This window comes from Brucella sp. HL-2 (genome assembly GCF_025846885.2).
Taxonomy (GTDB): Bacteria; Pseudomonadota; Alphaproteobacteria; order Rhizobiales; family Rhizobiaceae; genus Brucella; species Brucella quorumnocens.
The window spans coordinates 189,560-213,938 of sequence record NZ_JAOYTK010000003.1 but is presented as its reverse complement, the minus strand read 5'-3'; the positions used below and the strand labels follow the sequence as shown (position 1 = coordinate 213,938).

Sequence of the window (24,379 nt, the reverse complement as noted above, 5' to 3'; positions counted from 1 at the left end):
GGAGGTACTGGACATGCCGATTAAAATCACCATGCCAGCGCTTTCGCCAACGATGGAAGAAGGCAATCTTTCCAAGTGGCTGGTCAAGGAAGGCGACAAGGTAACGTCCGGCGATGTGATTGCCGAGATCGAAACCGATAAGGCGACGATGGAAGTCGAAGCTGTCGACGAAGGCACCGTTGCCAAGCTGGTGGTTCCTGCCGGAACCGAAGGCGTCAAGGTCAACGCGTTGATCGCAATCCTCGCCGAAGACGGCGAGGATGTTGCTGAAGCTGCCAAAAGTGCAGCAGGGGGCGGTGATGCTGCTCCTGCACCAAAGGCTGAAGCACCGAAGGAAGAGCCTAAGAAAGAAGCTGCACCTGCAGCCGCCCCGGCTCCTGCGAAGGCTGAAGCTCCTGCGGCCGCTTCTGCTGCAAGCAAAGGCACTGAGAACAAGGGTGAACGCGTCTTTGCATCACCACTTGCTCGCCGCATCGCTAAGGATGCAGGCGTCGACGTTGCGGCTGTAAAAGGCTCTGGTCCATATGGTCGCGTCGTTCAGCGTGACGTTGAAGCTGCTATTAAGTCTGGTGGCGCGAAGGCTGCATCTGCTGCACAGCAGGCCACTGCATCGGCTTCGAAGCCTCAGTCGGATGATGCCATCCTCAAGCTCTTTGAAGAAGGCACATACGAAATCGTTCCTCACGACGGCATGCGCAAGACGATTGCCCGCCGTCTGGTGGAATCGAAGCAGACTGTTCCGCATTTCTATCTGACGATCGATTGCGAACTGGATGCACTTCTGGCTCTGCGTTCGCAGATCAATTCAGCTGCACCGCTGATCAAGACAGAGAAGGGTGAGGTTCCGGCCTACAAGCTTTCTGTCAACGATCTGGTGATCAAGGCCGTGGCTCTTGCGCTGCGTGATATTCCTGAGGCCAACGTCTCCTGGACGGAAGGCGGCATGATCAAGCACAAGCGTGCGGATGTCGGCGTTGCTGTGTCGATCCCGGGCGGTCTGATTACGCCAATCGTGCGTCAGTCGGAATCGAAGACATTGTCCGCCATTTCCAATGAGATGAAGGACCTTGCCAAGCGTGCGCGTGACCGCAAGCTCAAGCCTGACGAATATCAGGGTGGTTCGACCTCTGTGTCCAACCTTGGCATGTTTGGCGTCAAGGACTTTGCCGCGATCATCAACCCACCGCATGCGACGATTTTCGCAATCGGTGCGGGCGAACAGCGGGCAGTGGTCAAGAACGGTGAAATCAAGGTTGCGACAGTTATGTCCGTAACTCTTTCGACCGATCATCGTGCAGTCGATGGTGCTCTTGCTGCTGAACTGGCACAGGCCTTCAAGCGTCACATCGAAAACCCAATGGGTATGCTGGTGTAATATGACATTAACGCCAAGGCTTTTCGTTGCCTCTACTATCGGGAAAAGCCTTGGCGGCGTCTCTGCTGTCAAGAAACATGCATTGATGCGCAAGTTGCTTGCGTGGCTTGGATTTGCTTTTTTTTGTTTTATTTTTCAGTTTATTGATCAAATCCATATTCCACGGAGCCATAACGCATGAAGTCTATTTTATGCTTTGGTGACTCATTGACGTGGGGCTATCAGGCTCCCAATGGCGCACGTCTTCCATTGGAAGATCGCTGGCCTTCAGTTTTACAGAACGCGCTCGGTTCGCAGGCCAACGTCATTGCCGAAGGGCTGAACGGCCGCACGACTGCCTTCGATGACTATACGGCAGCAGAAGACCGCAATGGCGCTCGTATTCTGCCAACATTGCTCGGCACACACTCCCCACTTGATCTGGTTATTATCTTGCTTGGTAGCAATGATATGAAGCCACAGGTCGTGGGTGACGCTTTTTCAAGCCATTCTGGCATGCGCAGATTGATACAGATCATTCGTTCGCACCCGTATGGTGAAGGTTCGACGGTTCCTGAAATCCTTATCGTAGCGCCACCACATATCAGCGAGAGCGCTGATCCGGCTTTTGCTTCGATGTTTGCGGGCGGTATTGTTGAAACCGCCAAGTTAGGTCCGTTGCTTGCCGGACTTGCCGATGAAATGAAATGCGCGTTTTTTGATGCTTCGACTGTCGCGAAGACGACTTCGCTTGATGGTGTGCATCTGGATAGAGAAAATACCCGGGCAATCGGACAAGGGCTGGAGCCTGTTGTTCGTGCAGTGCTCGGTTTGTGAATTATTGGGCCGATGATATCGGCTTTTTGAACAGTGAAAGATATGCCGGTGAGCCGGCATAAAGACCACTCGAGGAGAATGAGCGTGTCCAACAGTTACGATGTTATTGTTATCGGATCGGGTCCTGGAGGCTATGTCGCCGCTATTCGTGCAGCACAGCTTGGGCTCAAGACGGCTGTTGTAGAGCGCGAACATCTTGCTGGTATCTGCTCCAACTGGGGTTGTATCCCTACCAAGGCGCTGCTGCGTTCAGCAGAAGTGAAGCACCTCGCTGATCATGCAAAGAATTATGGCCTGAAGCTTGAAGGTTCGATCACTGCAGACATCAAGGCTGTTGTTTCCCGCTCGCGCGGTATCGCCGAGCGCATGAATGGCGGCGTTGGCTTCCTCATGAAGAAGAACAAGATCGACGTGATCTGGGGTGAAGCAAAGCTTTCCAAGCCGGGTGAAATCGTTGTTTCCAAGACCTCCAAGGCACCGATGCTGCCACAGGCGCCACAGCCAAAGAACACGCTGGGCGAGGGCACTTACAAAGCGAAGCACATTATCGTTGCGACTGGTGCGCGTCCGCGTGCGCTTCCAGGTATCGAGCCAGATGGCAAGCTGATCTGGACTTATTTTGAAGCCATGGTTCCACAAGAACTGCCACAAACCATGCTGGTCATGGGTTCTGGCGCAATCGGTATCGAATTCGCTTCGTTCTACAATGACATGGGCGTTGACGTTACTGTCGTTGAACTGATGTCGAATATTATGCCGGTTGAAGACGCGGAGATCTCGACTTTCGCGCGCAAGCAGCTCGAAAAGCGTGGCCTCAAGATCATTACAGACGCCAAAGTTTCGAAGGTTGAGAAGGGCACAAACAATGTGACCGCTCATATCGAAACCAAAGACGGCAAGGTTCAGACGCTGACCGTTGATCGCATGATCTCGGCTGTTGGCGTTCAGGGTAACATCGAGAATATCGGCCTTGAAGCACTCGGCATCAAGACAGATCGCGGTTGCATTGCCATCGATGCTTATTGCAAGACGAACGTTGATGGCATCTATGCTATCGGTGACGTTGCTGGTCCACCAATGCTGGCTCACAAGGCTGAGCATGAAGCCGTTATCTGCGTCGAAAAGATTGCCGGTTTGCCGAATGTTCATCCGCTCGACCGCAACATGGTCCCCGGCTGCACCTATTGTAACCCGCAGGTCGCCTCCGTTGGTCTTACTGAAGCCAAAGCGAAAGAGCTTGGACGCGATATTCGCGTTGGCCGTTTCCCATTTGTCGCCAACGGCAAGGCAATCGCACTTGGTGAAGATCAGGGTCTGGTTAAGACCATTTTCGACAAGAAAACCGGACAGCTGCTGGGCGCCCATCTGGTCGGCGCAGAAGTAACAGAGCTTATTCAGGGTTTCGTTGTCGCGATGAACCTTGAAACCACTGAAGAAGAGCTGATGCATTCGGTCTTCCCGCATCCAACCATTTCCGAGACAATGAAGGAAAGTGTGCTGGATGTCTATGGCCGCGCGCTGAATATGTAATTTAGAAGGCTCTTACATAGGAGTAAGCACATTCCACTGATCGATAATGGAGGGCCTTGGCGGCGTGCCGCCTGGCCCATGATAAAATGGTGTACCGCAGGCGGTCTTGCACTGGGTTTTCTTGCCGGAAGCTTTAGCTTGATCGGCGGAAACACTATATCGATCAACGGAATGGCGATTGTCGGCTGGTACGGTGTCTGGACACTGACCTTGGCACTTGGCTTCGGCGGCCTTATATTCGGTCTCATATGGGCTTTGGTTTTCAGAGCGATTGGGATTGCAGCGAGACGGTAAGCCGCAGTTATGGGCATTGCGTAGCAGTGCTTCAAATTGTTAGGGCATGCCATATTCAGGGGTCTACCCATTGTTGGAGCACAAGGCCTGCAGGCGTTTTGTTCCAGATAGGCAGGAAACAGCATGGTTACAGTTCTCGATACAGTGAACCAGAGACGTCAACGGCATCCTGAAAAGGCTCACCGTCCAGACAATGAAGTTTTGAAGAAGCCCGACTGGATCCGAGTCAAGGCCCCCGTTTCGCGTGGCTATAATGAAACGCGTGAGATCGTCCGCTCCAACAAGCTTGTCACTGTTTGCGAAGAAGCTGGTTGCCCGAACATTGGTGAGTGCTGGGAAAAGAAGCACGCAACCTTCATGATCATGGGTGAGATTTGCACCCGCGCTTGTGCGTTCTGTAACGTTTCCACTGGTATTCCGAAGGCTCTCGACCCGAATGAGCCTGAAAATGTGGGTCGCGCCGTCAAACAGATGGGGCTGACGCATGTTGTAATCACGTCAGTCGATCGTGACGATCTGGCCGATGGAGGCGCGCAGCATTTCGCCGATGTCATTCTCGCGATTCGTGAAGCCGCGCCAAAGACGACGATCGAAATTCTGACGCCAGACTTCCTGCGTAAGGAAGGCGCGCTTGAGATCGTGGTCAAGGCACGCCCGGATGTGTTTAATCACAATCTGGAAACGGTGCCTTCGAAGTATCTCAAGGTTCGTCCCGGTGCGCGCTATTTCCATTCGATCCGCTTGTTGCAGCGTGTGAAGGAACTCGACCCAACGATCTTCACCAAATCCGGCATTATGGTTGGCCTTGGCGAAGAGCGGAACGAAATCCTTCAGCTGATGGATGACCTACGTTCTGCTGAGGTGGATTTCATGACCATCGGTCAGTATCTCCAGCCAACCCGTAAGCACCATCCGGTTATCCGTTTTGTGACGCCGGACGAATTCAAGTCCTTTGAGACGATTGGTCGTACCAAGGGCTTCCTGCTTGTTGCGTCCAGCCCGCTGACACGTTCATCGCACCATGCTGGCGATGATTTTGCGAAGCTAAAGGCTGCACGTGAAGCGCAGGTCGCAGCACAGGCTTAATATCGCATGCCGCAATTTACGAATGTCAGACGCGTTCACCACAGGGCAGACCAGATGTTTGCCCTGGTTTCGGATGTTGAAAAATATCCGCAGTTTTTGCCCATGTGTGAAGCTTTGTCGATCCGATCACGCAAGGAGAAAGACGGTAAGACGTTTCTCATTGCTGATATGACGGTGGGCTATAAGCTGATCCGCGAGACTTTTACCAGTCAGGTGTTTTTGAAGCCTGAAGAGAACGTCATCGACGTGAAATATGTCGATGGTCCGTTCCGCTATCTTGATAATCGCTGGACGTTCAAGCCGGTTGGTGATGGCTATGAATGCGATGTCGAATTTTTCATCGACTATGAATTTAAGAGCAGGACGCTTGGACTCCTGATGGGGTCGATGTTCGATCTGGCTTTCCGCAAATTCTCAGAAGCATTCGAGAAGCGTGCTGACGCGATTTACGGGCTTGCCTAAGTCTAAGCCAGTTCTGACGATTTAAGCGCTTCAAGAACCAGCGCCAGTGCAGCAATCACGGTTTCGTGGCGAATATCTTCGCGTGATTTTTCACCAAAGCGGCATTCTTTGTGCAGTGTTGCAAAGCCTTTACGAGCGCTCGCGATATGCACAAGGCCAACGGGCTTTTCAGCTGACCCGCCGCCGGGACCTGCAATACCTGTCACAGCGATACTGATGCCTGCGCGAGAATGAGCGAGCGCGCCCTCTGCCATGGCAATGGCCACTTCCTTTGAGACAGCGCCGATCCGATGGATCAACACAAGCGGAACGCCGATCATTTCGTTCTTGGCTTCGTTGGAATAGGTGACGAAACCCCGATCCACCACATCAGACGAACCGGCAATGTCTGTCAGCGCGCCTGCGATAAGTCCACCTGTGCAGGATTCTGCCGTTGCAATCATGGTGCCGTACTTGCGGCATGCATTGAGAACGTCAATGGCCTGAGCTTCCGCAATGAATGTCATTCCGGAACCTCCCCGGGATAGATCACTGTTGCTGTTACAATAGCAGCAATACCTTCGCCACGGCCAACAAAGCCCATTTTCTCGTTGGTAGTCGCTTTGACGGACACACGGTCGTGCGAAATTCCGAGCATATTTGCCATGGCTTCCGTCATAGCGGGACGGTGCGGTCCAATCTTTGGCTCTTCAGCAATGATCGTCACATCAGCATTGGCAATGCGCCCACCAGCTTCGCGGACGATTTTCACGGCATGTTCAACGAAAATATGGGATGCAGCACCTTTCCATTGCGGATCGGAGGGCGGGAAATGCGTACCGATATCGCCCGCGCCACGGGTTGCAAGCAATGCGTCGGTCAAGGCGTGCAGAGCGACATCTGCGTCGGAATGGCCGTTCAGCTTCTTGTTGTGTGGAATGGCAACGCCGCAGAGCGTGACATGGTCGCCGGGTTCAAAGCTGTGAACGTCATAGCCATTGCCGGTGCGGATATCTGGAAATGAAGTCATGCCATGCCTCAAGCGTTTGTCGGCCATTTCGATATCTTTGGCCCACGTTAATTTCGTATTGTCTGCGGAACCTTCAATGATGCGGACTGAAAGCCCAAAAGATTCTGCAATGGATGCATCGTCAGTAAAGTCTGAGCGCCCGCTGATGAATGCTTTTTCGTGCGCGTCGAGGATCGGCGCAAAGGGAAAGGCCTGCGGCGTCTGCGCGGAGAAAAGACCGGCACGCGGAACAGTTGTCTTGACCGTTCCATCGCTGGCCGATTGCTTCAATGTATCTGATACGGCAAGCGCGGGCAGTACACCTTCTTCTGGCGTCAGATTGTCAAAAATCCGCGCGAGAAGGTCCTGCTCAATGAAGGGGCGCACGCCATCATGAATGAGCACATATTGCGGCGCATCTGCGGTAAGCGCCAGTAGCCCGAGCCGTGTCGATTCCTGACGCGTGGGACCACCGGTTACAACGCGCACATTTGAATAATGATCTGCTATGGCGTTCTCATAAAGCGTTGCATCGTCCGCATGAATGACCACGACAATCTGGTCAATCTCAGTGCATCGAGCGAAAACACGCAGCGTACGCGCAAGCACAGCTTCGCGACCGATGCGCCGATATTGTTTCGGCCCTTCGGTGCTCTGTCCCGCCCGTTCGCCACGCCCCGCGGCTACGATGACTGCTGCTGCCCGTGAAATGTCGGTCGCCTTTGCCAAAAGATTCATCTATTCAAACAATCGTCTGCAAGCCGAATAATGCCTTGCGCAAATAATTGCCAGACGGCAATCGATTTATCATCGCAGGCATGTGCTTTTCCTTGCGTTCAACGCATTGAATGATTAAAGTGTGTGCTAATTGCATCATGCACATCAAATGGGCATTTCTTGGTGACTCTCCTCGAACAACCTCTAAACATACGTGGCGTGGCCCTTCAAAACCGCGTTTTTCTCGCGCCCATGTCGGGTGTTTCCGACCTCCCATTCCGAAAACGCGCTGCCGAGGCTGGGGCTGGCATGGTCGTTTCGGAGATGGTTGCGAGTGCAGAGCTCTGCAATAGGCATAAAGAAAGCATGCTGCGCCTTTCCGGTGAAGGGCTGGGTACGCATGTTGTGCAACTCGCAGGACGTGAAGCGCACTGGATGGGTGAAGCCGCCAAGATTGCCGAAGGCGAGGGTGCGGATATCATCGATATCAATATGGGCTGCCCCGCCAAGAAGGTGACGGGCGGCTATTCCGGTTCAGCGCTGATGCGCGATCTCGACCATGCGATGACATTGGTTGAAGCCACAGTTAATGCCGTCAAAGTTCCGGTTACGCTCAAAATGCGTCTTGGCTGGGATGAAAACAGTATCAATGCGCCGGAATTGGCAAAGCGCGCCGAAGATGCGGGCATTGCGATGGTGACGGTGCATGGCCGCACCAGATGCCAGTTTTACGAAGGTAGTGCTGATTGGGATGCCATTCATGCTGTACGCGATGTGGTGAAGATTCCACTGGTTGCCAACGGTGATGTGTTATCGCGTGACGATGCAAGAGAATTGTTGCGCCGTTCGGGCGCGGACGCTGTGATGGTTGGACGCGGTTCCTACGGACAACCGTGGTTGGCAGGCGCGATAGCGGGCAGTGATTTCGCTCCGCGTTCTCCAGAACAAATTCTTTCTTATGTTATAAGACATTACGAAGATATGCTCGACCATTATGGCAGCAAAACTGGTATCCGTCATGCGAGAAAGCATCTCGGCTGGTATCTGGATCGCCACGTGGACAAGGCATTCTCGTCGCCAGAAAAATCCAAAAAAGCTAAGGCTGAAATCATGACGCTCACCGACCCTGAAGCGGTTATCGCAGCGCTCGCCCGCGTTTTTCTGCGTGATGCAAATCATGCAGACGCAATCAGAAAGGTCGCATGATGGTCGGAAGAGCCGAAGCCGGTGGCATCCCGGGCATAATTCTGGATGCGATCAACCAGCCTGTTATCATGGTCAGCACTGACAATCACATCGTTTACGCTAATATGGATGCGGAGCAGTTTTTTCGCTCAGGCTCCTCCATTCTGGCACGTAACCGGCTGGAGTCCTTTCTTCCTTTCGGAAGCCCGCTATTGGCTTTGGTCGATCAGGTTCGCACCAGCCAGGTACCGGTTAACGAGTACCGCGTCGATATCTCGTCTCCCAAGCTGGGTGCCGAGCGCATCGTTGATCTTTATGTGGCTCCGGTGATCGAGACGCCGGGCGCTGTGGTGATCCTGTTCAAGGAAAAGACCATGGCGGAGAAGATCGATCGGCAGATGACGCATCGTGGTGCTGCGCGTTCGGTCACAGGGCTTGCTTCCATGCTGGCGCATGAGATCAAAAACCCGCTTTCAGGTATCCGCGGTGCAGCACAATTGCTTGAACAGGTAGTCACAGATGAGGATCGCGCGCTTGCGCGGCTCATTACCGATGAAACTGATCGCATCGTGAAGCTCGTAGATCGTATGGAAGTGTTTTCCGATGAACGACCTATCGAGCGCACTGCAGTGAATATTTACTCGGTGCTTGATCATGTGAAGGCAATCGCACGCAACGGATTTGCGCGGCACATTCGCTTTGTTGAGGAATATGATCCGTCATTGCCACCGGTCTTTGCCAATCGGGATCAGTTGGTCCAGGTGTTTCTCAATCTGGTGAAGAATGCAGCAGAGGCTCTCGGAAGCCGCGAAGGGGCGGAGATCACGCTATCAACGGCTTATCGTCCGGGCATTCGGCTACAAGTTCCGGGTGCGAGCGACCGCGTAGCTTTGCCACTCGAATTCTGCGTGCACGATAACGGCCCGGGTGTGCCTGACGATATGCTGCCGCATCTGTTTGATCCCTTTGTGACCACAAAGACCAATGGTTCAGGCCTGGGGCTGGCGCTTGTTGCCAAGATCATCGGCGATCATGGCGGTGTGATTGAGTGCGACAGCCATCCATCCCGCACGACATTCCGCATACTGATGCCTGCGTGGAAGAGTTCTGCCGATAATGTGGGTTCAAAAAGCCCGAAGATGTCTGCAAAGACAGGAGATAACGCATGATTGCCGGACGTCCGACAGGTACGATTCTCGTCGCGGATGACGATGCTGCAATTCGCACAGTGCTTAATCAGGCACTCTCGCGTGCTGGCTATGATGTTCGGGTGACGTCCAACGCGACCTCGCTGTGGCGCTGGGTGGCTGCTGGTGATGGTGATCTGGTCATTACCGACGTCAATATGCCGGACGAGAACGCATTTGATTTGCTCCCGCGCATCAAGAAGATGCGCCCTGATCTGCCGATTGTGGTGATGAGCGCGCAGAATACTTTCATGACCGCAATTCGTGCCTCTGAGGCAGGTGCTTATGAATATCTGCCCAAGCCCTTCGATCTAACTGAGCTCATCAATATTGTTGGTCGTGCGCTTTCTGAGCCAAAGCATAAGCCTGCAGCCGCTATGCCTGATGAGCAAGCCGAAAACATGCCGCTGGTGGGGCGTTCACCTGCAATGCAGGAAATCTATCGCGTCTTGGCTCGTATGATGCAGACCGACCTGACCATGATGGTCACAGGTGAGTCGGGCACAGGCAAGGAATTGGTTGCGCGCGCACTGCATGAATATGGCCGCCGTCGCAAAGGACCGTTTGTTGCCATCAATATGGCGGCTATTCCGCGTGATCTGATTGAATCTGAATTGTTTGGCCATGAAAAAGGTGCCTTTACCGGCGCGCAGAACCGTTCAAGCGGACGTTTTGAACAGGCCAATGGCGGAACACTTTTTCTCGATGAAATCGGCGATATGCCGATGGAAGCGCAGACGCGTTTGCTGCGCGTGTTGCAGCAGGGCGAATATATGACAGTCGGTGGCCGCACTCCGATCAAGACCGATGTGCGTATCGTGGCCGCGACCAACAAGGATTTGCGCCAGCTCATCGCACAGGGTCTGTTCCGCGAAGACCTTTATTACCGTCTGAATGTTGTGCCGCTGCGCTTGCCGCCATTGCGTGAGCGCAGTGAGGACGTGCCAGATCTGGTGCGCCATTTCTTCAAGCGAGCCGCTGAAGAGGGGCTGCCGGAGAAACGCATTACCGCTGCGGGTTTCGACATGATGCGTCGCTATCCATGGCCGGGCAACGTGCGCGAGCTGGAAAACCTTGTGCGCCGGTTGGCAGCGCTTTACCCGCAGGAAGAAATTTCTCCAGAGATAATCGAAGCCGAACTGAAGGCGGAGCTTTCAAAGCCCGATGTTCCGGTTGCCACATCTGGCGATATCGAAAACATCACCATTTCACAGGTGGTGGAGCACAATATGCAGCGCTATTTCGCATCCTTTGGCTCTGATCTGCCACCACCAGGTCTCTATCATCGCGTTCTGGCAGAATTGGAATATCCGCTCATCCTCGCTTGTCTCACCGCTACGCGTGGCAATCAAATCAAGGCGGCGGAGATTCTTGGGTTGAACCGCAACACGTTGCGGAAGAAGATCAGGGAACTTGGCGTCAACATCTATCGCGGCGCTAAACAAAGCTAAACCATCAATACACGCCGAAACGGCCCGAAATCCGCTCACCCTTTCGACACTCTTATTTTAGCTGTAAACAATCGTTGCATTTTCGCCACAATGCGTTGCATAGATGCAACGCTATTGGGTAACATGGTTAACATGAACACAGCGAATCTGACGACGGATATAGACGGTGAAGAGCGATCATCACGCGCGGGTGAGGGGCGCAGGCTTCTTGCGTTGCCTGGTATTATCACCGTTGTTTCAGCGCTGATCACGGCGTCGATTTCTTTTGCCATTCTTATTGGCATCACGCCAATCACGCCTGACCGCAATGTGACGATTGCGTTGGTTATCGTCAATGTTGCGTTGATTGTTTTCTTGATTCTGCTGATTTGCCGCGAGATTTTCCGCATCGTCTCGGCTCGTAGATCGGGGAAGGCAGCTTCCCGGCTGCATGTCCGCATCGTCGCGCTGTTTTCATTGATCGCAGCTGTTCCCGCTATCGTGGTGGCAATTGTTGCCTCGGTAACGCTCAATCTCGGTCTTGATCGCTGGTTTGATACCAACACGCGCGACATCGTAAGTTCATCGCAAAGTCTGACCACTGCGTATATTCGCGAAACGGCACTCAATCTGCAAAGCACGTCGTTCTCGATGTTGCAGGAGCTGGATGCCCAGCGCACGCTTTACAGCCTCGATCGGGGCGGGTTCATTCGCTACATGACTCTCCAAGCGGGTGGTCGTGGCTTGCTGGGCGCATTTCTGGTGCGTGAAGGCGGCGATGTCGTTGTAAAAAGCGAAACTGGTGTCGAGACACGCCTTCCGCCGCCCACCGAGGATGCGTTGAAGACTGCTGTTGATGGTAAGCCTGTGATTATTCCACCCGGCAACAGTAATTTCGTCGGTGCGGTCATCAAGATGCGCGAAATACCGGATCTCTATCTCTACACGGTCCGTGCCGTCGATCAGCAGATTCTGGAAGCCATGCGCCTGATGGAAGCCAATACAGCTCGTTATCAGGAGATGGATGCCAACCGTATTCCGACCCAGATAGCTTTTGCGCTGCTCTACTTCGGTTTGACGCTGATTGTTTTGCTATCGGCTATATGGACTGGTATTGCTGTCGCTGACCGCCTTGTGCGCCCAATCCGCCTGTTGATTGGAGCGGCTGATGATGTGGCGGCGGGCAACCTCGATATTTCGGTGCCAGTCCGTTCGTCGGACGGAGACGTCGGCGCGCTTTCGGGTACGTTCAACAACATGGTTGCGGAGCTGAAGAGCCAGCGTAACGAGCTTCTTTCTGCAAAAGATCAGATCGACGAGCGCCGCCGGTTCTCGGAAGCGGTGCTTTCAGGCGTGACCGCAGGTGTTATCGGTATTGAATCTGATGGTTCCATTTCGATCCTCAATCGCTCCGCTGAACATATGTTCGGGGTGAGTTCACAGGATGCAATCGGCAAAAGCCTTAGCAGTATCGCGCCGGAAATCGGGCAGGCCTTTGAGGTTGCACGTACGACAGAACGCACGGTGCATCGCGAACAGGTCAGCATGACGCGCGGAGGTGCGGCACGTAACTTCAATGTGCAGGTTACGGTGGAAGATGCAGAATCTGACGATTATTCCTATGTCGTGACTGTCGATGATATTACCGATCTGGTGCAGGCGCAGCGTTCTTCGGCATGGGCCGATGTTGCGCGCCGTATCGCACATGAAATCAAGAACCCACTGACCCCGATTCAACTTTCTGCAGAACGTATTCGTCGTCGCTACGGCAAGGTAATTACGGAAGACCGCGAAGTCTTTGATCAATGCACGGAAACGATCATCCGGCAGGTCGGTGATATCGGTCGCATGGTTGACGAGTTTTCAGCTTTCGCACGGATGCCGAAGCCGGAAATGCGCGCAATGGACTTGCGCGAGGCGCTTCGGGAAGCATCTTTCCTTATCGAAGTCAGCCGACAGGACATTCATTTCAACCATGAATATGGTTCTGAAAAGCTTATCGGTTCATTCGATAGCCGGTTGCTTGGGCAGGCCTTTGGTAATGTCATCAAGAACGCCAGTGAGGCGATTGATGCGGTTGCCAAGGAAGAGCGCGGGGATGGTTATATTCTCGTTCGCTCGCAAAAACTCGACGGGCAGCTAGTAGTAGACGTTATCGACAACGGTAAAGGCTTGCCGGGTGATGACCGTCAGAAACTCCTCGAGCCCTACATGACCACACGTGAAAAGGGCACGGGGCTCGGTCTCGCCATCGTTCGCAAGATTGTTGAGGAGCATGGCGGACATTTGGAATTGCATGATGCGCCAGCAGATTTCCACGGAGGACGTGGCGCAATGATACGTATGATCTTTCCTGAGGTTTCCACCGGTGCAACCGGTACGGAAGAGGGAAGTCACGGAAACAAGATAATTGGACAGGTGAATTGATATGGCAGCCGATATTCTTGTAGTTGACGACGAAGCGGACATTCGGGAACTCGTTGCAGGTATTCTGAGCGACGAAGGCTATGAAACACGTACCGCTTTTGACGCTGACAGCGCGCTTGCAGCCATCGACGATCGTGTGCCGCGTCTGGTGTTCCTCGATATCTGGTTACAAGGCAGCCGTCTTGATGGGCTTGCATTGCTTGACGAGATCAAGAAGCAACATCCGGAGCTGCCCGTTGTTATGATTTCCGGTCACGGTAATATTGAAACAGCGGTGTCCGCGATCCGTCGCGGTGCGTATGATTTTATCGAGAAACCATTCAAGGCCGACCGTCTTATTCTGGTTGCGGAACGCGCTTTGGAGACATCCAAGCTCAAGCGTGAAGTTTCCAACCTGCGTAAGCGCAGTGGCAACAGTATGGATTTGATCGGTGCTTCGTTGGCTATCAATCAGCTCCGTCAGACAATTGAGCGCGTGGCACCAACCAATAGTCGCATCATGATCACTGGTCCTTCGGGCGCTGGCAAGGAATTGGCCGCACGCGCCATTCATGCGCAATCAACCCGCGCCAATGGACCGTTTGTGACAGTCAATGCTGCGACCATTACGCCAGAGCGTATGGAAATCGAGCTGTTTGGCACAGAAATGGATGGCGGAGAGCGTAAAGTCGGTGCGCTTGAAGAAGCGCATGGCGGCATTCTCTATCTCGATGAAGTTGCCGATATGCCGCGCGAGACGCAGAACAAGATTTTGCGTGTTCTGGTTGATCAGCAATTTGAGCGTGTGGGTGGAACAAAGCGTGTGAAGGTGGATGTCCGCATCATTTCTTCGACCGCACAGAACCTCGAAGGCATGATTGCCGAAGGCACTTTCCGCGAAGACCTGTTCCATCGTCTTTCGGTGGTGCCGGTGCACGTGCCAGCCCTTGCAGCGCGCCGCGAAGATATACCGGCGCTGGTCGAATATTTCATGACGCAGATTGCCGACCAGGCCGGTATCAAACCGCGCAAAATCGGTTCCGATGCGATGGCGGTTTTGCAGTCGCACAGTTGGCCGGGCAATATTCGCCAGCTGCGCAATAATGTGGAACGCGTGATGATTCTGGCGCGTGGCGACGATCCAGAAGCGCCAGTAACAGCAGATCTTTTGCCAGCCGAAATTGGTGACACGCTGCCGCGTGCACCAACGGAATCCGATCAGCACATCATGGCGTTGCCTTTGCGCGAAGCACGTGAGCGTTTCGAGAAAGAATATCTGATTGCACAGATCAACCGCTTTGGTGGCAATATCTCGCGTACTGCCGAATTTGTCGGCATGGAACGCTCGGCTTTGCATCGCAAACTGAAATCGCTAGGCGTATAACAGTTTTAGTTAGTTTAGGGCAGGCGGATTGATATGCGCGTTATTGTGTGCGGAGCAGGGCAGGTCGGCTACGGCATAGCTGAGCGGCTCGCGGCCGAAGAAAATGACGTCTCCGTAATTGATACTTCTGCACGACATATCGAGATTGTGCGTGACACGCTGGATGTCCGCGGATTTGTTGGCCATGGGTCGCAGCCTGACGTGTTGGCCGCCGCCGGTGCCAACGAGGCTGACATGATTATCGCTGTCACACTATCTGACGAAGTCAATATGGTGGCTTGTCAGGTGGCGCATTCGGTTTTCAACGTGCCGACCAAGATTGCACGTATTCGCGCGCAGTCCTATCTCAAGGCCGAGTATCAGGACCTGTTCCTGCGTGAAAACCTGCCCATCGACGTCATTATTTCACCGGAACTGGAAGTTGGTGAAGTTGTCTTGCGGCGCATCGCGTTGCAGGGGGCGACTGACGTCCTGCGATTTGCCGACGATAAGATCATCGGTCTTGCAATCGAGTGCCTTGAAGAATGCCCCGTCATCAATACACCGCTTAAGCAACTGTCGGACCTGTTTCCGGATCTTGCTGCTACGGTCGTTGGCGTTGTGCGCAATGGCAGTCTCTTTATTCCGCGCTCGACAGATCAGCTTCATGCCGGTGATCTCGCCTATGTGGTGACAACGCGTGAACAGGTGCGCAGAACGCTGTCATTGTTTGGACATGAGAAGCCGGAAGCACATCGTATTGTCATTGCTGGCGGCGGCAATATCGGCCTCTATGTTGCCAAGGCGATTGAAGAGCGCAAATGGCAAACGCGGATCAAGATGATCGAAAGTGAGCATGAGCGCGCTTTTGCGATAGCAGATCAGTTGAATCGGACAATGGTTCTGCATGGCAGTGCGCTTGATCAGGCGCTTTTGCAGGAAGCCGATATTGAGGATGCCGATCTGTTTGTTGCACTGACCAACCAGGATCAGGTCAACATTCTCTCAAGCATCATGGCGAAACGACTCGGATGCAAGGCGAACATGGCGCTGATCAATACGGTTGCGTATCAGGACTTCACCCACATGGTGGGAATCGATGCATATATTAATCCAAAGGCAGTGACCGTATCGAAGATACTCCAGCACGTGCGTCGCGGACGTATCCGAGCGGTCTATAGTGTCTATCGTGACATGGCTGAAATTATTGAGGCAGAAGCGCTTGAGACCTCCTCATTGGTTGGTGCACCTCTGCGTGACCTTGATCTGCCGGAAGGTTTGCGAATCGGCGCGATTTATCGCGACGGGCAGGTCATTCAGCCCAATGGTAATGTCCGCATCAAACCGAAAGATCGTGTGGTGATTTTTGCTACTGCGGACGCAATCAAGCATGTGGAACAAATGTTCCGCGTTAGCCTTGAATTTTTCTGATTACCCGGCGTTTATTTAACGCGTCGGCATTTTCCTCGGGGCTTTTATGGATATCTGCACGTTCTGGTACGGACCGCGGTTACGTGAAGTTGATCGTATCTGTCTGGCCTCCATGGTGATGACTGGCCAGCGTGTGAAGCTTTTTTCTTACGCACCGATTGAAAATGTTCCTCCAGGTGTGGAATTGCATGACGCCAACAGATACTTCCTGAGCTGGTGTTTAAAAGGCTGGACCCGGGTTATCCGCATTTTCGTGACCAGATCACAATTGTTCAGTTCAGCGATATTTTCCGTATCATGCTGATGAAGCACAAACAGGGCGTTTGGTTTGATACAGACGTCTATCTGCTCAAACAGCTTCATCCCGATCCATCGAAGCCCTACGTAGCACGGGAAAATCGTTTCCGTGTCGGAGTGTCGGCGCTTTATCTGCCACACAATCATCCGATTATTCGCGAATTTGAAGCATATGTTGCGGCAACCTATGCATTGCCGCGCTGGCTTGGCCTGAGGCGCGGTAAGCTGCGGCCCTTCTACTATCGAATGACTGGTAAAGAAGTCACGCCAGCATCTATTGGTATTACTATCTTTGGCAATGACGGCATTTCACGTCTCGCCAGAAAATACGGCATTTTCAAAAACGCGGCGCCGCAGGAGAACTTTTATTACTGGGTCGGGAAGGAAGCTACCCGCATCTATGATCCTGCTTATGGCTTGGAGCCAATAAAGCACCCAGACTTTATCGGCTTTCATATTCATAAGAAACACAAGGAAGTCGTTTCTCTCCAGCCTGGAAGCTTTTATATGTGGGCAATCGACCGCGTGAAACCATTGCTGGATGCGCCGCGCCAAGAGGTTCTCACGACAGCTCAATAAACTGTCCGATGGCCTTTTCCTTTCAGCTCATTGAAAATTATGCCAGATTTGCGAAGCCTGTAAGATTTGCTTACTCGCATTTGAAATTGCCGGTTGCGCAAAGATTCCCATCCTGTTAACCGAAGCTAAAGAGCGAAGCAGTTGTCTTTCCACAGCAATTGCGATCAGCGACCGGGTTTGCGCAATCCGGGAGCTTGATTTATGTGTGTGCGCGTGTTCGTCTGGCATTTGGCGAGCTGACTGCTGATCGATTAAAGGAATAAAAACAATGGCTGAACGATCGCAAAATCTTCAAGACCTTTTTCTCAACTCTGTACGCAAGCAGAAAATTTCACTGACCATCTTTCTTATCAATGGTGTGAAACTCACGGGTATCGTGACGTCTTTTGACAATTTCTGCGTATTGCTGCGTCGCGATGGCCATTCGCAGCTTGTTTATAAGCATGCAATTTCGACCATCATGCCAAGCCAGCCTGTGCAGATGTTCGAGGGCGAGGAAGTCTGACGCTTACCAGTTTATCTGGCCAGTTTTTCGCTGGAGCGTGGTGATTTCGCAAAGCTGTCACTCCGCTCCAGTTTTTTCGATTCTAATCCGGCCAGAAATGGCTTTCGGATTGTGATTTGATTAGCCGGGGCGTCTTCTATTTGAAACCGCTTGTGCGGAGACCTATCTGCGTAGGTAGTTCGTTTCCGTATCCCGGAGTAAATTTATTTGTCGAAATTCAAAGATAAGAACGTATCGCCTGCAGATGAAAAAAAGGGATTTGGTCTGTCTGAACCAGAACCTACCAGAGCAGCGGTTATCGTTCCTATATTGCCAGAACGGCACAATACAAGCACTGCAAGTGAAGAAGGCGAAAGGCCCCAGTTTCAGCGTTCTAATGAAGCGCGGCTGGAGGAAGCCGTTGGTCTTGCACGTGCGATCAATCTTGAAATTGCTCACGCCGAAAATGTAGTGGTGAACACACCGCGTCCCGCAACCTTGCTGGGAACAGGTAAGGTAGAGGCGATTGCTGAAATTCTCGAAGACAAGTCAATCGGGCTTGTTATCGTCGATCATTCGCTGACGCCGGTTCAGCAACGCAATCTGGAGAAAGAGTGGAACGTCAAGGTCATCGATCGTACGGGTCTCATTCTCGAAATTTTCGGTGAGAGAGCACGCACCAAGGAAGGTGCGCTGCAGGTCGAACTTGCGCATCTGAATTATCAGAAAGGCCGTCTTGTCAGAAGCTGGACCCACCTTGAGCGTCAGCGCGGTGGCGGCGGGTTCCTGGGCGGTCCGGGTGAAACGCAGATCGAAGCCGATAGGCGCATGTTGCAGGACAAGATTCTGCGCATAAAACGTGAGCTTGAAACCGTTGTTCGCACGCGTACACTCCATCGCCAGAAGCGCCGTAAGGTGCCGCATCCGGTCGTGGCGCTCGTTGGTTATACGAACGCGGGTAAGTCGACATTGTTCAACCGCATGACTGGTGCCGACGTTCTCGCCGAGGATATGCTGTTTGCGACGCTGGACCCGACGCTTCGTCGTATCCGCCTTCCGCACGGCGAAACGGTTATCCTGTCCGATACCGTGGGTTTCATCTCGAACCTTCCGCACCATCTGGTCGCGGCGTTTCGTGCGACGCTTGAAGAAGTCGTCGAGGCTGACCTGATCTTGCATGTGCGCGATATTTCCGATCCGGATAATGCTGCACAAGCAGAGGACGTCGAGAGTATTCTCGCCGGTCTTGGTGTCGAGCCTCATGACCACAAACGCGTGATCCAGATATGGAACAAGATCGATAATCTGGATGAATCAGGGCGCGAGGCAGCATCTCGCCTTGCGGCGGCTGGCAGCGATGAGGGGCGTCCGATTCCGCTTTCAGCCTGGACGGGTGAGGGTATTGACAGGTTGCTTTCGCTTATCGAGACCCGCATTGCAGGGGCGCTGGGTTCGGTCGATGTCGTGTTGTCTCCGTTTGAGATGCATATCCTTGACTGGATTTACCAGCACGGCAGCGATGTAAAACGCGAAGATCTCGAGGATGGGTCGGTCCGTATCCGCGCACGTCTGACTGAGACATCACGTAAAATGCTCGATGAGAAACGTGGCATTAAGCCTGTCATTGATGATTCCGACTGGGATTGATCGGCATCTTGCGGAACAGGGCTGCAAAGCCCTATGTATGGGTAATCCATACGATTCAAATTCGTCCTATTCGCCATAAATATCCAGAGGCCCATAATGAGAGATCCCATTGAAACCGTCATGAACCTCGTGCCGATGGTGGTTGAGCAGACCAACCGTGGTGAGCGGGCCTATGATATCTTCTCGCGCTTGCTGAAAGAGCGCATCATCTTCGTCAACGGTCCTGTCGAAGACGGCATGTCGATGCTGATTTGCGCGCAGCTTCTCTTTCTTGAATCGGAAAATCCGAAGAAAGAGATCAACATGTATATCAACTCGCCCGGCGGCGTTGTGACCTCCGGTATGGCGATCTATGACACGATGCAATTCATCAAGCCGCCCGTTTCCACGCTTTGCATGGGCCAGGCTGCGTCGATGGGCTCGCTGCTGCTGACCGCCGGTGCAACCGGTCAGCGTTTTGCGCTGCCAAATGCTCGTATCATGGTGCATCAGCCGTCTGGTGGTTTCCAGGGGCAGGCGTCGGATATCGAGCGACATGCGCAGGACATCATCAAGATGAAGCGCCGCCTCAACGAGATTTACGTCAAGCACACCGGTCGTGATTACGAGACGATTGAGCGTACACTTGATCGTGATCACTTCATGACTGCGCAGGAAGCGCTGGAGTTCGGTTTGATCGATAAAGTGATCGAATCACGCGAAACTGGTGCTGAAGAATCGAAGTGAACAGGAGCCGGTTTACCCGGCTTACTGTAATTTTAGCGTCCTCTGCCACAAAAGCGGCTTATTTCTTGGTCGTACGTGAAAGTTAACGTGTCGCGTTAAGCATCTGTTGGGGTTCAGGGCGCTAAAATTGTTCAGATTATGCGGAATCTCGTCGGGGAACCTGATTTTTCAATTGTTCCCCGCTTTAGGTTCTGCAAAAGTCATCACTTAAGGCTTCTTCGGTCGGGAAGCCTGCGGTGACTGGAATCCCGAGACTAGAAGCAGCGCGTTGAAGCTGCTGATGGACCGCCAAGGAAGTGTGTTTTGCTTCCCAAATGGATCCGAACCGGAAAAAACGATCGAAATGAACACGCGATGAGGTTGTCGTTCATTTCGGTTTATTGAAAGGAAACTGCAATGAGCAAAGTCAGCAACAGCGGCGGCGATTCAAAGAATACGCTTTATTGCTCGTTCTGTGGCAAAAGCCAGCATGAAGTGCGTAAGCTGATTGCAGGTCCGACCGTATTTATCTGCGACGAGTGCGTCGAACTTTGCATGGATATCATCCGCGAGGAAAACAAAACCTCGATGGTGAAGTCACGCGAAGGTGTGCCTACGCCGCAGGAAATTATGGACGTTCTTGACGATTATGTCATTGGCCAGAAGGATGCGAAGCGCGTTCTCTCGGTTGCCGTGCACAATCACTATAAGCGTCTCGCGCATCAGTCGAAGAGCAGCGATATCGAACTTGCGAAGTCCAACATTCTGTTGGTCGGTCCGACAGGTTGCGGCAAGACCTATCTCGCTCAGACGCTCGCTCGTATCATTGATGTGCCGTTCACTATGGCCGATGCAACGACATTGACCGAAGCCGGCTATGTTGGTGAAGACGTCGAAAACATCATTCTGAAGCTTCTTCAGTCGGCCGATTACAACGTTGAACGCGCGCAGCGCGGCATCGTTTATATCGACGAAGTCGACAAAATCAGCCGCAAGTCGGACAACCCTTCGATCACGCGTGACGTGTCGGGCGAAGGTGTTCAGCAGGCGCTTCTGAAGATCATGGAAGGCACTGTCGCTTCCGTGCCTCCTCAGGGTGGTCGCAAGCATCCACAGCAGGAGTTCCTGCAGGTGGATACGACGAACATCCTGTTCATCTGCGGCGGTGCTTTTGCTGGTCTCGACAAGATCATCTCGGCTCGCGGTGAAAAGACGTCGATTGGCTTCAGTGCAAATGTTAAGTCAGCCGAAGACCGTCGTATCGGCGATGTGTTCAGGGAATTGGAACCAGAAGATCTTCTGAAATTCGGTCTTATTCCGGAATTCGTTGGTCGTCTGCCAGTGATTGCCACACTCGAAGATCTCGATGTTGACGCACTGGTACAAATTCTGACTGAGCCAAAGAACGCGCTTGTGAAGCAGTATCAGCGCTTGTTTGACATGGAAAATGTCGAACTGAGCTTCCACGAAGACGCACTGCGAGCCATCGCCAACAAGGCTGTGGAACGCAAGACGGGTGCACGTGGTCTGCGCTCCATCATGGAAAAGATCTTACTCGACACCATGTTCGAGTTGCCAACGCTGGAAGGTGTGCAGGAAGTCGTCATTTCCGGTGATGTGGTGGATGGTAGTGCGCGTCCGCTCTACATCTACGCAGAGCGTCAGGAAGAGAAGGGCAATGCGTCTGCCTGACGATTGCTTGATTTTTCGAAAAAGGCCGCGCAAGCGGCCTTTTTCTTGTCTATGTCTTGGCTGATGCTGGATACAACGGGAGCTTGTTATTGTACAAATTTCTGTGACGGCGCAGGATAGATGACGATTCTATGAATGCTGCCCTGTAAGCAGCTTGAATTTAGGAGTTCGACACTCCAATTATGGACCGACGCACTGGTTGTGGACTGCCTCGTAATGAAAGGGGCCACAGCTTGTGGCAATCGGGTCGAATGACCTGAGAAAGGACTGAATAATGACGGGTATTGAACAGAAGACCCCAGCGAATGGCGAAGACGGGCTGTATGCCGTGCTGCCGTTGCGCGATATCGTAGTCTTCCCCCATATGATCGTTCCGCTGTTTGTCGGACGTGAAAAATCGATCCGTGCCCTTGAAGAAGTGATGGGCGTGGACAAGCAGATTCTGCTCGCAACGCAGAAGAATGCAGCCGACGACGATCCGGCACCGGATGCAATCTATGAGATCGGCACGATTGCCAATGTGCTGCAGCTTCTCAAGTTGCCAGACGGTACCGTCAAGGTTCTCGTCGAAGGCACTGCTCGCGCCAAGGTTTCCAAATTTACCGATCGTGAAGATTATCACGAGGCCTATGCCGCGGCTCTCCCAGAGCCCGAAGAAGATGCCGTCGAAGTTGAGGCCTTGTCTCGTTCGGTGGTCTCGGACTTTGAAAACTACGTCAAGCTGAACAAGAAGATTTCGCCTGAAGTGGTTGGCGCTGCCAGCCAGATCGACGATTATTCCAAACTTGCCGATACGGTTGCTTCGCATCTCGCGATCAAGATTCCTGAAAAGCAGGAAATGCTGTCGATTCTTTCGGTGCGTGAGCGCCTGGAGAAGGCGCTTTCGTTTATGGAAGCCGAGATTTCGGTTCTTCAGGTTGAGAAGCGCATCCGTGGCCGCGTCAAGCGCCAGATGGAAAAGACGCAGCGCGAATATTACCTCAACGAGCAGATGAAGGCGATCCAGAAGGAGCTTGGTGATGGCGAGGACGGTCGCGATGAAGCGGCTGAGCTCGAAGAACGCATCAACAAGACCAAGCTTTCCAAGGAAGCTCGCGAAAAGGCGCAGGCTGAGCTGAAGAAGCTACGCAGCATGAGCCCGATGTCTGCAGAAGCTACAGTCGTGCGCAACTATCTCGACTGGCTTCTGTCTATTCCTTGGGGCAAGAAGTCGAAGATCAAGCAGGACCTGAACTTCGCCGAAGAAGTGCTGGGTGACGATCACTTTGGTCTTGAGAAGGTCAAGGAGCGCATTGTCGAGTATCTCGCAGTGCAAGCTCGTTCGACCAAGATCAAGGGTCCGATCCTTTGCCTCGTTGGACCTCCCGGCGTTGGTAAGACCTCGCTTGCTCGCTCGATTGCCAAAGCTACCGGCCGTGAATACGTCCGTATGTCGCTTGGCGGTGTGCGCGACGAAGCCGAAATTCGTGGTCACCGACGCACTTATATCGGTTCGATGCCCGGTAAGGTCATCCAGTCGATGAAGAAGGCGAAGAAGTCCAACCCGCTCTTCCTGCTCGATGAAATCGACAAGATGGGCCAGGACTTCCGTGGCGATCCGTCATCGGCAATGCTCGAGGTACTGGACCCAGAACAGAACTCGACCTTCATGGATCATTATCTTGAGGTTGAGTACGATCTGTCGAACGTCATGTTCGTGACAACGGCCAATACGCTGAATATTCCTGGTCCACTCTTGGATCGTATGGAAGTCATTCGTATTGCCGGTTACACCGAGGATGAAAAGCTTGAGATTGCCAAGCGGCACCTGCTGCCAAAGGCGATCAAGGATCATGCTTTGCAGCCGAAGGAGTTTTCGGTCACGGACGATGCGCTGCGCAATGTTATCCGTCTTTACACACGTGAAGCCGGTGTGCGTAGCCTTGAACGTGAGATGATGACTCTGGCGCGTAAGGCCGTGACCGAGATTCTGAAGTCGAAGAAGAAGTCGGTGAAGATCACCGACAAGAACCTCTCCGATTATCTCGGTGTCGAGCGCTTCCGTTACGGTCAGATCGATGGCGAAGATCAGGTCGGTGTTGTCACAGGTCTCGCCTGGACTGAAGTTGGCGGCGAGCTGTTAACCATTGAAGGCGTCATGATGCCCGGTAAGGGTCGTATGACCGTCACTGGTAACCTCCGCGACGTGATGAAGGAATCGATTTCTGCGGCGGCATCTTATGTCCGTTCGCGTGCGGTTGATTTCGGCATCGAGCCTCCGCTGTTCGACAAGCGTGACATCCACGTGCACGTGCCGGAAGGCGCGACGCCAAAGGATGGCCCGTCGGCTGGTATTGCCATGGTTACAGCAATTGTCTCAGTTCTGACCGGTATTCCGGTTCGCAAAGACATTGCAATGACGGGTGAAGTGACCCTTCGTGGCCGTGTGCTGCCAATCGGTGGTCTCAAGGAAAAGCTGCTTGCCGCATTGCGCGGTGGCATCAAGAAAGTTCTGATCCCTGAAGAAAACGCCAAGGATTTGGCGGATATTCCGGACAATGTGAAGAATAATCTTGAGATTGTTCCTGTGTCGCGCGTCGGTGAAGTTCTTGAGCATGCACTGCTTCGCAAGCCGGAACCAATCGAATGGACAGAGCCAGCGACTCCTGTTGCGGCGGCCCCAGCGGACGATGAAGCAGGTGTTTCGACAGCTCATTGATCATTGC

The 24,379-nt window shown here is 53.1% G+C and carries 19 protein-coding genes and 2 pseudogenes; 19 read left to right on the top strand and 2 right to left on the bottom strand.

Features of this window, described 5'->3' with window-relative positions:
- The first annotated feature begins 13 nt into the window (after positions 1 to 13).
- From OIV19_RS06830 to OIV19_RS06805, 6 genes are all read left to right on the top strand, one after another.
- Positions 14 to 1,375: a pyruvate dehydrogenase complex dihydrolipoamide acetyltransferase gene (locus OIV19_RS06830; protein ID WP_264231055.1), complete on the top strand. Its 1,362-nt coding sequence runs from the start codon at positions 14 to 16 to the stop codon at positions 1,373 to 1,375.
- Between the two features lie 177 nt (positions 1,376 to 1,552).
- The gene (locus OIV19_RS06825) at positions 1,553 to 2,191 is read left to right on the top strand and encodes an SGNH/GDSL hydrolase family protein (protein WP_264231054.1); all 639 of its coding nucleotides are present in this window, start codon (positions 1,553 to 1,555) and stop codon (positions 2,189 to 2,191) included.
- 84 nt (positions 2,192 to 2,275) lie between these two features.
- Positions 2,276 to 3,721: a dihydrolipoyl dehydrogenase gene (gene lpdA / locus OIV19_RS06820; RefSeq protein WP_264231053.1), complete on the top strand. Its 1,446-nt coding sequence runs from the start codon at positions 2,276 to 2,278 to the stop codon at positions 3,719 to 3,721.
- Between the two features lie 78 nt (positions 3,722 to 3,799).
- Positions 3,800 to 4,015, top strand: coding sequence for a hypothetical protein (locus OIV19_RS06815; RefSeq protein ID WP_095446727.1), 216 nt, complete (start codon positions 3,800 to 3,802; stop codon positions 4,013 to 4,015).
- A gap of 123 nt (positions 4,016 to 4,138) precedes the next feature.
- Positions 4,139 to 5,101, top strand: coding sequence for a lipoyl synthase (lipA, locus tag OIV19_RS06810; protein WP_095446726.1), 963 nt, complete (start codon positions 4,139 to 4,141; stop codon positions 5,099 to 5,101).
- Positions 5,102 to 5,107: 6 nt separating this feature from the next.
- On the top strand, positions 5,108 to 5,563 hold the full coding sequence (locus OIV19_RS06805; protein ID WP_095446725.1) for a type II toxin-antitoxin system RatA family toxin: 456 nt from the start codon (positions 5,108 to 5,110) through the stop codon (positions 5,561 to 5,563).
- A 2-nt stretch (positions 5,564 to 5,565) separates the two neighbouring features.
- On the opposite strand, the gene OIV19_RS06800 is transcribed toward OIV19_RS06805, so the two are convergent.
- Entirely contained in the window at positions 5,566 to 6,069 is a 504-nt protein-coding gene (locus tag OIV19_RS06800; RefSeq protein ID WP_095446724.1) for a CinA family protein, read from the bottom strand.
- Entirely contained in the window at positions 6,066 to 7,289 is a 1,224-nt protein-coding gene (locus tag OIV19_RS06795; RefSeq protein ID WP_235901858.1) for a bifunctional 2-C-methyl-D-erythritol 4-phosphate cytidylyltransferase/2-C-methyl-D-erythritol 2,4-cyclodiphosphate synthase, read from the bottom strand. Before OIV19_RS06795 ends, OIV19_RS06800 begins: the two co-directional genes overlap by 4 nt.
- Before the next feature lie 162 nt (positions 7,290 to 7,451).
- Between OIV19_RS06795 and dusB the strand changes: the two genes are divergently transcribed.
- The 13 genes and pseudogenes from dusB to lon all read left to right on the top strand — a co-directional run bounded on the left by dusB (position 7,452) and on the right by lon (position 24,372).
- A complete protein-coding gene (gene dusB, locus OIV19_RS06790; RefSeq protein ID WP_208636304.1) occupies positions 7,452 to 8,474 on the top strand; it encodes a tRNA dihydrouridine synthase DusB in 1,023 nt (340 codons plus the stop codon).
- On the top strand, positions 8,474 to 9,622 hold the full coding sequence (locus OIV19_RS06785; RefSeq protein WP_095447909.1) for a two-component system sensor histidine kinase NtrB: 1,149 nt from the start codon (positions 8,474 to 8,476) through the stop codon (positions 9,620 to 9,622). Before dusB ends, OIV19_RS06785 begins: the two co-directional genes overlap by 1 nt.
- Entirely contained in the window at positions 9,619 to 11,091 is a 1,473-nt protein-coding gene (gene ntrC / locus OIV19_RS06780) for a nitrogen regulation protein NR(I) (protein WP_095446722.1), read from the top strand. Before OIV19_RS06785 ends, ntrC begins: the two co-directional genes overlap by 4 nt.
- A 90-nt stretch (positions 11,092 to 11,181) precedes the next feature.
- Entirely contained in the window at positions 11,182 to 13,497 is a 2,316-nt protein-coding gene (locus tag OIV19_RS06775; RefSeq protein ID WP_264231052.1) for a sensor histidine kinase NtrY-like, read from the top strand.
- 1 nt (position 13,498) lies between these two features.
- Positions 13,499 to 14,860 (top strand): nitrogen assimilation response regulator NtrX, encoded by a 1,362-nt coding sequence (gene ntrX, locus OIV19_RS06770; protein ID WP_095446720.1) that lies wholly within the window; start codon positions 13,499 to 13,501, stop codon positions 14,858 to 14,860.
- Positions 14,861 to 14,893: 33 nt separating this feature from the next.
- Positions 14,894 to 16,270: a Trk system potassium transporter TrkA gene (gene trkA / locus OIV19_RS06765; protein ID WP_095446719.1), complete on the top strand. Its 1,377-nt coding sequence runs from the start codon at positions 14,894 to 14,896 to the stop codon at positions 16,268 to 16,270.
- A 46-nt stretch (positions 16,271 to 16,316) separates the two neighbouring features.
- Positions 16,317 to 17,146 (top strand): annotated as a pseudogene (locus OIV19_RS06760) (hypothetical protein).
- 46 nt (positions 17,147 to 17,192) lie between these two features.
- Positions 17,193 to 17,409 (top strand): annotated as a pseudogene (locus tag OIV19_RS06755) (hypothetical protein).
- A 5-nt stretch (positions 17,410 to 17,414) separates the two neighbouring features.
- The gene (gene hfq, locus OIV19_RS06750) at positions 17,415 to 17,651 is read left to right on the top strand and encodes an RNA chaperone Hfq (RefSeq protein WP_007875113.1); all 237 of its coding nucleotides are present in this window, start codon (positions 17,415 to 17,417) and stop codon (positions 17,649 to 17,651) included.
- Positions 17,652 to 17,858: 207 nt separating this feature from the next.
- Positions 17,859 to 19,277 carry a GTPase HflX gene (gene hflX / locus OIV19_RS06745; RefSeq protein ID WP_264231051.1) on the top strand — a complete coding sequence of 473 codons (1,419 nt, stop codon included), beginning with the start codon at positions 17,859 to 17,861 and terminating at the stop codon, positions 19,275 to 19,277.
- 96 nt (positions 19,278 to 19,373) lie between these two features.
- On the top strand, positions 19,374 to 20,003 hold the full coding sequence (gene clpP / locus OIV19_RS06740; protein WP_024897130.1) for an ATP-dependent Clp endopeptidase proteolytic subunit ClpP: 630 nt from the start codon (positions 19,374 to 19,376) through the stop codon (positions 20,001 to 20,003).
- 396 nt (positions 20,004 to 20,399) lie between these two features.
- Complete coding sequence (gene clpX, locus OIV19_RS06735) at positions 20,400 to 21,674, top strand: ATP-dependent Clp protease ATP-binding subunit ClpX (protein ID WP_094577336.1); 1,275 nt, start codon at positions 20,400 to 20,402, stop codon at positions 21,672 to 21,674.
- Between the two features lie 274 nt (positions 21,675 to 21,948).
- On the top strand, positions 21,949 to 24,372 hold the full coding sequence (lon, locus tag OIV19_RS06730; RefSeq protein ID WP_095446717.1) for an endopeptidase La: 2,424 nt from the start codon (positions 21,949 to 21,951) through the stop codon (positions 24,370 to 24,372).
- Positions 24,373 to 24,379: the final 7 nt, after the last annotated feature.